This window comes from Streptomyces sp. NPDC003016 (genome assembly GCF_053591455.1).
Genome location: NZ_JBSFTV010000007.1, coordinates 103,181 through 114,541, shown reverse-complemented (window position 1 = coordinate 114,541; position 11,361 = coordinate 103,181). Strand labels below are relative to the sequence as shown.

The window sequence follows — 11,361 nt, the reverse complement described above, 5'->3', positions numbered from 1 at the left end:
CGCGGAACCGGGGTACCCGAGGTGTCAGTCAAGGCTGCTGATCAGCCGTCACACCACACGGACGAGGGAGAACCGCCCGTGACAAGGGGGCAATACCGATGAGTACGACCAAGGCGATCGCCGTCGTGACGCCGATGTGTGCGGGTGCGGCCGGCCTCACGGCGCGCGGGGGCGAGGGCGGCGGCACGGAGAAGCCCGCCGGGAACACGACCTGATACGAGATCAGCCGGCGCCGCCTCGCGCCGCGCATGCCCCTCCAGCACCTCGAGCGCTGCGGAAGAAGACGCCTTCAGCGCGGCGCGGGACACCGGGGGCGGCGCCCCGGCCCGGACTGCCGACCGGGCGGCCGACGGTTCGGGAGGCCCCACGCGGGCAAACCCTTGCCGTATGGCAACATTACCGACGCGGCAACAGTGTGTGGTTCCCTGCGCCCGGGGCACCTCGCAGCCTCGTGCGGCGCTCCCGCGGGGCGACGCACGGGCGATGCCGCCGCACGCCTGCGCGCGCACCGCGTTCCGCCGCCCAACAAAACGGTTACGTATCGATGAAATGGCTCCAACCGTGACAAACCCTCTTGCTGTGGGACGCGCTCTACGCACTGCCGCACCTCATGACCTCCTCCGCGCCGTGCGCTCCGCGTTGACCGAGCACTACGAAGCCATCGAGGTCGATCTGCTCATGGCCGACTACAGCCTCACCGTCCTGCAGCCGGTGACCACCCTGCCTCACACCGCGAAACCGCTGCCCGTCCACTCCACCCCGGAAGGCCACGCTTTCGGCAGCCAGGAGCCGTACGGGCGGTACGCGGCCCAGGACGGGGCCGTGGATCTGCACCTTCCGGTGACGGTCCGCGGGGACAGGCTCGGGATCCTGACCGTGCGCCTCCCCCCTCACCGATGCACCTTCGACACCTTCGAAGAACTCACCGAGCTGGCTGAAGTCCTCGGGCACGAGATCGTCGTCGCCGAGCGCGACACCGACCTCTACCTCCAGGCCCGCCGCGCCAGCAGACTCACCCTGGCCGCCGAGATGCAGTGGCAGCTGCTGCCCGCCCGGGCCTGCTCCCGCCAGGAGTACGCCATCGGGGCCCAGCTGGAGCCGGCGTACGCCATCCACGGCGACAACTTCGACTGGGCCGCCACCGCCGAGACCCTCACCCTCACCGTCACCAACGGGATGAGCGAGGGCATCGAGGCGTCCCTCCTCACCAACCTCGCCGTCAACGCGCTGCGCAACGCCCGCCGCGCCGGCATCGGCATCGCCGACCAGGCCGCGCTCGCCGACCAGGCCATCTACGCGCAGTACCACGGGGCGGCGCACGTCTCGACCCTGCTGCTGTCCTTCGAACTGGCCACCGGACGCGGGCGCGTAGTGGATGCCGGCTCCCCACAGCTGTGGCGTCAGCGGGGCAAGGCCGTGGAGCACATCGAATTCGAGGCGCAGCTTCCCCTGGGCATGTTCGACGAGACCGCCTACGCGGCCCAGGAGTTTCAGGCCCTCCCCGGCGACCGCCTGGTCTTTGTGAGCGACGGTGTCTACGCGGCCGTGTCCGAGGCCGGTGAGCTGTACGGCGAGCGGGCGCTGGAACGCGCCATCCAGGCCGCCGGCGCCCTGCCCGCCGCCGCGGTGCCGCGGGCCGTCCTGCAGGAACTGGCGTCGTACCGTGACGACGATGCCGATGACGCGCTGGTTCTGTGCCTGGACTGGTTCGGTCGCACCACGACGGGTTAGGCAGGGAGCCTTCCGACGCCGGCCGGGGCACTGGCGGCCCTCGGGCGACGCCGGGGGACGGCCGGCGGCCTCACCGCGACAGCGCCGCGGGTCTCAGTTCGCGTACTGGCACAGTCCTCGCGGCAGGTACGCCCCGTGCCCCGCGTGCCCCACGTACGCGCGGTTGTCGATCACCGGGACGCCGCGGGACAGGACCGTGTCCACCCGCCCGGTCACCCGCTTGCCCTCATACGCCGAGTAGTCGACGTTCATGTGGTGCGTCCCGGCGGAAATGGTCTGCTCGGCATGCGGGTCGTAGACGACGATGTCGGCGTCCGCGCCCGGCGCGATCGTGCCCTTCCTGGGGTACAGGCCGAACATCCGGGCCGGCGCCGCACAGGCGATCTCGATCCAGCGGCGGCGGCTGATGCGACCGTCGACGACGGCCTGGTGCAGCAGGTCCATGCGGTTCTCGACCCCGGGCAGGCCGTTCGGGATCTTCGAGAAGTCGCCCCGGCCCATCTCCTTCTGCCCCTTGAAGCAGAAGGGACAGTGATCCGTGGAGACCACCTGCAGGTCGTTCGTACGCAGCCCCCGCCACAGCGCCTCCTGGTGATCCGCCGGCCGCAGCGGAGTGGAGCACACGTACTTCGCTCCTTCGAAACCGGGCTCCGCCAGGTTGTCGGTCGACAGGAAGAGGTACTGCGGGCACGTCTCCCCGAACACCGGGAGGCCCTCGTCACGAGCCCGCGCCAATTCGGCCACGGCCTCCCGCGCCGACACGTGCACCACGTACACCGGCGCGCCCGCCACCTGGCTGAGCCGAATCACCCGGTGCGTCGCCTCCGCTTCGAGGAGCGCCTTCCGTACTTCGCCGTGATGGCGCGGATCCCGCTCACCGCGCGCCAGCGCCTGCTCCACCAGAACGTCGATGGCGAGGCCGTTCTCCGCGTGCGTCATCACCAGAGCGCCGTTCGAGCTGGCACGCTGCATGGCCCGGAGGATCTGGCCGTCGTCGGAGAGGAAGACCCCCGGGTACGCCGTGAAGAGCTTGAACGAACTGACGCCGAGCGAGACGAGGTGGTCCATCTCCTTCAGAGAGGACTCGTTCACGTCCGACATGATCATGTGGAAGGCGTAGTCGATCGCGCACTTCCCCTCCGCTTTCTCGTGCCAGGTGTCGAGTCCCTCACCGAGAGAACCGCCCTTGGGCTGGATGGCGAAGTCGATGACGGTCGTCGTGCCGCCCCAGGCCGCGGCCCGGGTCCCCGTCTCGAAGGTGTCCGAGGCCAGGGTGCCGCCGAAGGGCATCTCCATGTGCGTATGGGCGTCGACCCCACCCGGGATCACGTACTTCCCCACCGCGTCGACGACGTGGTCGGCTGTCCACCCGTGGCTGCCGTGGGTGGCCAGGGCCACCACGCGGCCTCCCTCGATGAGCACGTCGGCGTGGATCTCGTCGGAGGCCGTGATGACGAGCCCTCCGCGGACAACGGTACGGTTCACGGTTCTGCTCCCTTCGGGTCCGGGAAAAGCGACGGGCGGAGCCGCCTCGGGAGGTGGCGGGGCTCCCGAGGCGGCTCCGCGGCTCACTGTGCGTTCCTCAGGGCCTTCTCGAGGATGCGTGCGCCTTCCTCGGCCTCCGTGACGGTCAGGGTCAGGGGCGGGGCGATGCGCAGTACGGCGGTGTTGTGGCCGCCGCCCTTGCCGATCAGCAGGCCGCCCTCGCGCGCCGCTTCCAGTACGGCCGCCGCCGTCTCGGGCGCCGCCTCGTCGGTGCCGGGCTTGACGAGCTCGATGCCCGCCATCAGGCCCCGGCCGCGCACTTCGCGTACGCACGGCACACCGGCGGTGATCGCGCGCAGCCGCTCCATGAGCAGGCCGCCCACGCGCCGGGCGTTGCCCTGGAGGTCGTGTTCCAGGAGGTAGTTGAGGTTGGCGAGGCCCGCCGCCATCGTGACGGGGCTGCCGCCGAAGGTGGAGATGGAGTGGGCGTCGAGGCAGTTCATGACCTCGGCGCGGGCGACGACGCCGCCGATGGACATGCCGTTGCCGATGCCCTTGGCGAAGGTGAGGATGTCCGGCGGGCCGTTCTGGCCGTGGGCCTGCCAGCCCCAGAAGTGTTCGCCCGTACGTCCCCACCCGGTCTGCACCTCGTCGGTGATCCACAGGATGCCGTGCCGGTCGAGGACTTCGCGGAACGCGGCGTACAGGCCGTCGGGCGGTGAGGTGAACCCGCCGACGCCCTGGACGGGCTCGGCGAGGAGCGCGGCGACCCGGCCGCCCGTCTGGCCGAGGAGGTCTTCGAGGTCGGCGACGCACGCCTCGGTGAACTGCGCGTCGGAGAGGTGGGCGTACGGGCCCCGGCAGCGGACGGCACCGTGGACGTACAGCGTCTGGAGCGGGGAGAGGCTGGTCGGGGACCAGGCGCGGTTTCCGGTGACGGACACGGTGGAGAAGGACCGGCCGTGGTAGCTGTTGCGCATCGCCAGGATCTGGTTCGAGCGGCGGTACGTCGTGGCGAGGAGCAGGGCGGTGTCGTTGGCCTCGGTGCCCGACGTGGTGAAGAAGACCCGGGCGTCGGGGATGCCGGAGAGGGTGGCGACGCGCTCGGCGAGCTCGACCATGGGGCGGTTGAGGTAGAGCGTCGAGGAGTGGATGAGGCGGCCGGCCTGCTCGCTGACGGCCTTGGTGACCTCGGGGAGCGCGTGGGCGGTCATGGTGGTGAGGATGCCGCCGAAGAAGTCGAGGTAGCGCTTGCCGTCGGCGTCGTACACGTACCGGCCCTCGCCGTGGGTGATCTCGATCGGCTGCCGGTAGTAGAGCGAGACCCAGTCGGGGATGACGGCCTTGTGGCGGTCGTGCAGGTTGATCGCCTGGGTCACGGGTTCACCAGTCCCTCGTACGCGTCGGGCCGGCGGTCCCGGTAGAACGCCCATTGCCGGCGTACTTCCTCGATGAGGTCGAAGTCCAGGTCCCGGACGAGGAGTTCCTCTTCCTTGTCACCGGCCCGCTCGCCGACGAACTGGCCGCGCGGGTCGACGAAGTAGCTGGTGCCGTAGAAGTCGTTGTCGCCGTACTCCTCCTGGCCGACGCGGTTGATGGCGGCGACGAAGTACTCGTTGGCGACGGCGGCCGCGGGCTGTTCCAGCTGCCAGAGGTGGGCGGAGAGGCCGCGGTGGGTGGCGGAGGGATTGTAGACGATCTGAGCGCCGTTCAGACCGAGTTGGCGCCAGCCCTCCGGGAAGTGGCGGTCGTAGCAGATGTAGACGCCGACCTTGCCGACGGCCGTGTCGAAGACGGGCCAGCCCAGGTTCCCCGGTTTGAAGTAGAACTTCTCCCAGAACCCCTTGACCTGGGGGATGTGGTGCTTGCGGTACTTGCCGAGGTAACCGCCGCCGGCGTCGATCACGGCGGCGGTGTTGAAGTAGAAGCCGGACTGCTCGCGCTCGAAGACGGGGACGACGATCACCATGCCGGTCTCGCGGGCGAGGTCCTGCATGCGGCGCACGGTCGGCCCGTCCGGGACGGCCTCCGCCCACCGGTAGTGCTCGGGCTCCTGCACCTGGCAGAAGTACGGGGCGTTGAAGACCTCCTGGAACCCTATGATCTTCGCGCCCTGCCGGGCCGCCTCGCGGGCGTGCTCCTCATGTTTGGCGATCATGGATTCGGTGTCGCCGGTCCAGGTCGCCTGGACGAGTGCGGCGCGTACGACGTTGGCCATGACTTGTCTCCTTCAGCGGGACGTCAGAGACCTTCTACGCCCGTAGATTTCGGGACGTAGAGGGATGAACGTAAGCCCCGGCGAGGAGTGGGGCAAGACCATCGCCGTCAACCCGCGGAGTCGATCACGTTTCGCACCCGAGGGAGTGACACGGGGCGTTGCGGTGTTCACGCGCCTCGCAGTGGTTACGGCGCGGCGCCGGCCACCCGCAGGGCGTGGACGACGTCCCGGTACCGGCCCTGTGACACCTGGCGCGCGGCGTCGAGCAGCAGCGGGGAGAGGCGGCGCGGGTCGGTCCGCGCGGCCCGGGCGACGTCCTCGGGCGTACGTACGTGTACGAACGCCTCGGCCAGCGCCCGCACTTCGTGCTCGTGTCCGCCCGCGTCGTCCAGGGCGATCAGCGTGGCCGCGATCTCGGCGGCGGGGCGCGCGACGCCCTGCCGCAGCAGCTGCCGGCCGTCGTCGGCGAGCCCCGCGGCGCCGAGCGCGGCGGCGACGGCGGCGACCCGGTCGGGCGGCAGCGAGGCCACCTCCCAGAGGAGGGTGGCCCAGTCGGCGCCGAGCCCGGCGCGGTGCAGGGCGGCGGCGAGCGCGGGCAGCAGGGCCGGGGGCCGGCCGGCGGCCTCGCAGAGGAGCACGTGGGCCTCGCCGGTACGCCCCTGAGCGCGCAGCCGCACGAGCACGGCGACGGTGTCGGAGACGGCGCGGGCGTCGGCGCGGGCGCGGGCGTCGGCGCGGGTGTCCTGGGCGAGGCCCGCGGTGTCCGTCGCGGCGGCGGTCTCCGGCCCGTCCACCCCCGCGTACCGGGCGCCCCGGGGAGCGGCAGCCCGAACGGGAAGCGCCGCGGGCATGGCGGACACAGCGCTCCCGTCGTCGTCGAGCCCGGCGTAGCGGGCCCCACGGGGGCTCCGTCGGGGGGCGTCCTCACGCACCGGGCGGGCTGGATTCGGCTGGGCCGGACACGCCGGTGCGGCAGCTTTCGGGCCCTCCGAGGCGTCGGCGGCCTCGGGCGCCTCCCTGCGGAACCACGATTCCGGAGCCGGAGGACGGGCCGGGAGGCGCCCCCGAGGCGGCGAGGGCAGCGCGTCCAGGGCCGCCAGGCGCGCACTCAACTCCGCGCAGCGGGCCCTCGCGCGTCCGTGGTCGTCGCGCGCCCACGCCAGCCGGACGTCGAGCCCCTGCCCGTCGGAACCGCCGGACGGCTCCCGTGGACGCAGCTCCAGCTCCAGCTCCAGTTCCCGCTCGTGTTCGGCGGCGTACGCCTGCTCGCGCCGCATCGCCCCGAGCCGCTCCACCAGCGCCTCGCGCCCGCCCGGACGCCGGTCCTGGGCGGCGGCCGCCGCCGTGTGCAGCTCCCGCGCGCGTACGGCCGCACGCGCGGCGGCTGCCGTGCCGTGCCGCGCGGCCAGGTCCTGGAGGAGGGCCTCCAGGACGTCCCGCGGCGGGAGTTCGCCGCCGGTGAGCCAGGCGCGCACGCCTTCGGGGTCGCGCTGCCGGAAGGCGCCGTACCAGCCGGCGCCCGTGTCGACGAGCGCCGTCAGTTCGCCCAGACAGCGCGCGAACTCCTCGCCCCGCGACGAGTGTCGGCCTGTCGCCATAACCGCCCGCCCCTGCCACCACCCCGAAACCGTCCGGTCCGGTCCGCAGGTATTGGACCGCAGTCGTGTTACGGCACCGCTACGGGCGGTTTTCTTACCAGGCGCAGACTCCTCATGGCGGCCGGAGTCAGAGGCTGATGGCGATACCGACGTGCGGGCGCTTGCCGAGCCGGACGATCGTGGCGGGCACGTCGGTGAGCCAGAACTGCCAGGTGTACTTGCGCGCGAGGAGCCTGCGCGCCGTGCGCAGGCCCTCCGTGTCCAGCAGCCGCGCGGTGCCCTCGGCGGACGGCGCGCCGTCCTTGACGCGTCCGCGCACGTCGCACACCGTCACCACGACCCGCTTGTCGTTGCACAGGCGCTTGACCTTCCAGGAGTCGGCCCTGGTCCATACGTAGAGTTCGATGCCGTCGGAGGCGGCCCACACCGGTGTGGCGACCCCGGTGCCGTTCCTGCGGAAGGTGGTCAGGCTGACGTACGGGCTGCGGCCGAGCACGGCGAGCGGGGCGTCCTGGTCGGAAGTCATGCCGGTGAGACTACGTCGTACGCCGCCCGGCCCCGGCCGGCTCCGGCGGCGGCTCGGCCGGACGGGCTCCGGGGAGTCCGTCCGGCCGAGGGCAGGCCCCGCAGGGGTTCAGGGGTTACGGCGTACCGCTCGGCGCCACCACCATCGCCGAGCCGCCGCCCCGCCGCTCCTTCTCCGCCGCCGCGAGCCACCGCCCGTCCGGGAGCCGCTGGACGCCCGTCGCCGCGCCGATCTCCGGGTTCCGCTTGAAGGCGTGACCGATGGATTCGAGTTCGGACCGCAACGGGCTGTTCCACAGGCCGGGTTCGATCTCCGTCGTCGCGGCGTTGCGCTGGCTCGCGCGCGGCGCCGCGATCGCCTCGACCAGCGGCAGCCCGCGGTCCAGGTGGCCGGTCAGGGTCTGGAGCACCGTCGTGATGATGGTCGCGCCGCCCGGGGAGCCCAGCGCGAGCAGCGGGCGGCCGTCCTCCAGCACGATCGTCGGGGCCATCGACGAGCGCGGACGCTTCCCGGGCCCCGGCAGGTTCGGGTCGTGGACCGCCGGGTTGGCGGGCGCGAAGGAGAAGTCCGTCAGCTCGTTGTTGAGGATGAAGCCCCGGCCGGGAACGGTGATGCCGCTGCCGCCGGTCGACTCGATGGTGAGGGTGTACGCGACGACGTTGCCCCACTTGTCGGCCGTCGTCAGGTGCGTCGTGTTCTCGCCCTCGTACGGCGTCGGGGCCGCCGTCCCCGCCGCACCGCACCCGCCACCGCCGGACCCCCGCGGATCACCCGGCGCGAGCGGGCTCTTCAGCACCGCGTCGTCCTTGATGAGGCACTCCCGCGAGTCGGCGAACCGCTGGGACAGCAGGCCCTTCACGGGGACGTCCTCGAAAGCCGGGTCGCCGACCCACCGGCCCCGGTCCGCGAACGCGATCCGGCTCGCCTCGATGAAGCGGTGCAGGTACTGCGCCCGCGAGGTGGCCTTGGGCCTCAGGTCGGTGCGCTCAAGGATGTTGAGCGCCTCGCCGACGCTCGTACCGCCCGACGAGGACGGCGCCATGCCGTACACGTCGAGCCCGCGGTAGGAGACCTTCGTCGGCTTCTGGCGGAGCGTGCCGTACGTGCGCAGGTCCTTCGCCGTCAGGTCGCCCGCTCGCACCACCCTGGTCGCCTCCGGATCGACCGGGGGCTTGCGGACCGTACGCACGATGTCGCGGGCGATGTCGCCGCGGTACAGCTCGCCCACACCGGAGCGGGCCAGCTTCTCGTACGTGCGCGCGAGGTCGGGGTTCTTGAACCGGGAGCCCACCGCCGGCAGCTTCCCGCCCGGCAGGAACAGCTCCGCCGTGTCCGGGAAGTCCCGGAACCGCGCCTCGTTCGCCTGGGTCTGGGAGCGGAAGGTGGAGTCGACGGTGAAGCCGTCGCGCGCGAGCTTCTCGGCGGGGGCGAGCAGCGTGCGCAGCGGTCTGCTGCCCCACTGGTCGAGCACGGTGTCCCAGGTGGCCGGGGTGCCGGGCGTGCCGACGCTGCGCCCGCTCGTCATCACCTGGTCGAACGGGATGGGCTTGCCGTTCTCCAGGAAGAGGGACTCGTCGGCGCTCAGCGGCGCGGTCTCGCGCCCGTCGACCGTGCGTACGGTGCGGGACTTGGCGTCGTAGTAGACGAAGTAGCCACCGCCGCCGATGCCCGCCGAGTACGGCTCGGTGACGCCGAGCGCCGCCGCCGTGGCGACCGCCGCGTCCACCGCGTTGCCGCCCCGCTTCAGGACCTCGATCCCGGCGGCGGAGGCGTCGGCGTCGACGCTGGCGACCGCTCCCCCGTGTCCGACGGCGACCGGCGTCTTGGCGGGGGGTGGCGGTGATGCCGTGGGAGCGGCGGCGGGCGACGCGGTCGCGCTCACCGACACCACCGCCGCGGCGGCGGTCCAGAACGACAGCACTCGTGCCGTGGAACGGCGCATGCGTACCTCCAGTCAACGCGTGTCCGCGCAGCGTAACTTCACCGTGCCCGCCCCGTCAGGACTCCTCGAACACCGGTGCGTCGGGCCGTCGGCGCGCCGCCCCGTGACCGACGACGTGCGCGACATCGTGCCGGGCGTGATCGCGGCCGGGATCAGTGCTTCGCCCGGCCGGCGCGCCTGACAGGCGACCAGGGGGCGAGGCCGGTGTTCCTCTTCTGCGGGCGGCGCGCGGCCACCCACCAGGCAGCGCCCCTCTCCACCCCGCCCGCACCCTCGGCACCAGCCCCTTCTGCCTGCCGCCGAAGGTGATCCCTCCCCGGGCGTACGGTCCGGATGTGGCGGAAGTCATCGCCGACGCGGCCCGCGCCGCCCGGACCCCGGTGCCGGGCCAGGACCCTTCTCCGGCCCCGGTTCCCCGCGCTTCTCACGGGGCGGCCGGAGAGCCGCTGCTCCTTCTGCGGCATTTGTCACAGACGAATAGGGCGATTTTCTCGACATTCGTACGGCCGCTCCCTGTTCAATCGGCCCTTCGGGACGACAGACATCGCACCGGAAGGTTTTCCGTTGAGCCGCTTGAGCCGCACACACCCCCACGTCCGCACCCCCCACCGCAACCGCAATCTGCTGGCCGGCACCGCGGCGCTCACCGTCGCACTCACCGCCTGCTCCGGCGGCGGGGCCGCCCGGGCGGACGCGGCCGATCCGCCGGAAAAGCCCGCCGAGATCGCGGTGACCCCCACGGGCGAGCACGCCGGGGCGGGCGAGCCGGTGCGGGTGAAGAGCGCCGGCGACAGCCTGAAGGACGTCACGGTGAGCGGTTCCAAGGGCGGAAAGCTCGACGGAAAGGTGTCCTCGGACGGAAAGTCCTGGACGTCCGCCCGCAAGACGGCCCCCGGCACCAGCTACACCGTCGAGACCGAGACACAGAGCGGCGGCAGCGCGAAGACCGGTTTCGCCACGGCCGCGTCCGACAAGGTCAACACGCTCAACCTGGCCCCCGGCCACAACACCACGGTCGGCATCGCCCAGCCGCTGTCGGTCGTCTTCGACCACCCGGTCAAGAACAAGGCCGCCGTCGAGAGGCGCCTCGAGGTCAGCACCTCGAACCACACCGAGGGCTCCTGGGGCTGGATGCGGGACTACTCCGGCAAGGACCGCGTCGACTGGCGCCCCAAGGACTACTGGAAGCCGGGCACGGAGGTCTCCCTGAAGGCGAACCTGGGCGGCGTCGGCTCGGGAGCCGGCCGCTGGTTCGTACGCGACTACGCCACGCACTTCACCGTCGGCAGGGACCAGGTCGTCAAGGTCGACCTCGACAACCACCGCCTCCGGCTGATGCGCGAGGGGCGGCTGGTCAAGGACGTGCCGATGTCGGCCGGCACCCCCGGCGGCGACAAGGCATCCTGGCGCGGGACGGCCGTGCTGATGGCCAAGGAGGGCACGATCAACATGCGCTCCGAGACCGTGGGCCTCGGCGACGCCTACGACAAGATGGTCGACTCCTCGATGCGTCTCACCTGGTCCGGGATGTACGCGCACGCCGCGCCCTGGAACACCGCCCACTTCGGCAAGGCCAACAAGAGCTCGGGCTGCATCGGGATGAGCGACGACGACGCGTCGTGGCTCTACGGCCAGGTCCAGGTCGGCGACCCGTTCGAGATGACCGGCAACGACGCCAAGGGCACGGTCGCGCTCGACAACGGCTACGGCGACTGGAACGCCTCCTGGGCGAGCTGGCAGAGCCTGAGCGCCCTGCGCTGATGTGCCGGGCGGCCGCTCCGGACGGCCGCTCCGGACGGCCACCGCCCGCACCACCCGCCCCGCCCGCACCACCCGCGCCGTCGGCGCCGCTGACACGCCG

At 72.1% G+C, this 11,361-nt stretch carries 9 protein-coding genes; 3 read left to right on the top strand and 6 right to left on the bottom strand.

The features are described 5' to 3' along the window. Positions 1-549 precede the first annotated feature (549 nt). Positions 550-1,731: a PP2C family protein-serine/threonine phosphatase gene (locus ACWDZ4_RS08190; protein WP_451507593.1), complete on the top strand. Its 1,182-nt coding sequence runs from the start codon at positions 550-552 to the stop codon at positions 1,729-1,731. Between the two features lie 93 nt (positions 1,732-1,824). Here the strand turns inward: ACWDZ4_RS08190 and hydA are convergent, their stop codons facing one another. The 6 genes from hydA to ggt all read right to left on the bottom strand — a co-directional run bounded on the left by hydA (position 1,825) and on the right by ggt (position 9,500). Continuing rightward, on the bottom strand, positions 1,825-3,216 hold the full coding sequence (gene hydA, locus ACWDZ4_RS08185) for a dihydropyrimidinase (protein WP_451507592.1): 1,392 nt from the start codon (positions 3,214-3,216) through the stop codon (positions 1,825-1,827). A gap of 83 nt (positions 3,217-3,299) precedes the next feature. Further along, complete coding sequence (locus ACWDZ4_RS08180) at positions 3,300-4,595, bottom strand: aspartate aminotransferase family protein (RefSeq protein WP_451507591.1); 1,296 nt, start codon at positions 4,593-4,595, stop codon at positions 3,300-3,302. Then, on the bottom strand, positions 4,592-5,434 hold the full coding sequence (locus tag ACWDZ4_RS08175) for a nitrilase-related carbon-nitrogen hydrolase (RefSeq protein ID WP_451507590.1): 843 nt from the start codon (positions 5,432-5,434) through the stop codon (positions 4,592-4,594). The genes ACWDZ4_RS08180 and ACWDZ4_RS08175 overlap by 4 nt, the downstream gene beginning before the upstream one ends. Before the next feature lie 185 nt (positions 5,435-5,619). Beyond that, positions 5,620-7,032 (bottom strand): hypothetical protein, encoded by a 1,413-nt coding sequence (locus ACWDZ4_RS08170; RefSeq protein ID WP_451507589.1) that lies wholly within the window; start codon positions 7,030-7,032, stop codon positions 5,620-5,622. Between the two features lie 127 nt (positions 7,033-7,159). Beyond that, positions 7,160-7,558 (bottom strand): PPOX class F420-dependent oxidoreductase, encoded by a 399-nt coding sequence (locus ACWDZ4_RS08165; protein WP_451507588.1) that lies wholly within the window; start codon positions 7,556-7,558, stop codon positions 7,160-7,162. Between the two features lie 115 nt (positions 7,559-7,673). Then, a complete protein-coding gene (gene ggt, locus ACWDZ4_RS08160) occupies positions 7,674-9,500 on the bottom strand; it encodes a gamma-glutamyltransferase (protein ID WP_451507587.1) in 1,827 nt (608 codons plus the stop codon). A 19-nt stretch (positions 9,501-9,519) separates the two neighbouring features. On the opposite strand from ggt, the gene ACWDZ4_RS08155 reads away from it, so the two are divergent. Continuing rightward, a complete protein-coding gene (locus ACWDZ4_RS08155; protein ID WP_451507586.1) occupies positions 9,520-9,681 on the top strand; it encodes a hypothetical protein in 162 nt (53 codons plus the stop codon). A gap of 392 nt (positions 9,682-10,073) precedes the next feature. Then, a complete protein-coding gene (locus ACWDZ4_RS08150; protein ID WP_451507585.1) occupies positions 10,074-11,261 on the top strand; it encodes an Ig-like domain-containing protein in 1,188 nt (395 codons plus the stop codon). The last annotated feature ends 100 nt before the right edge of the window (positions 11,262-11,361 follow it).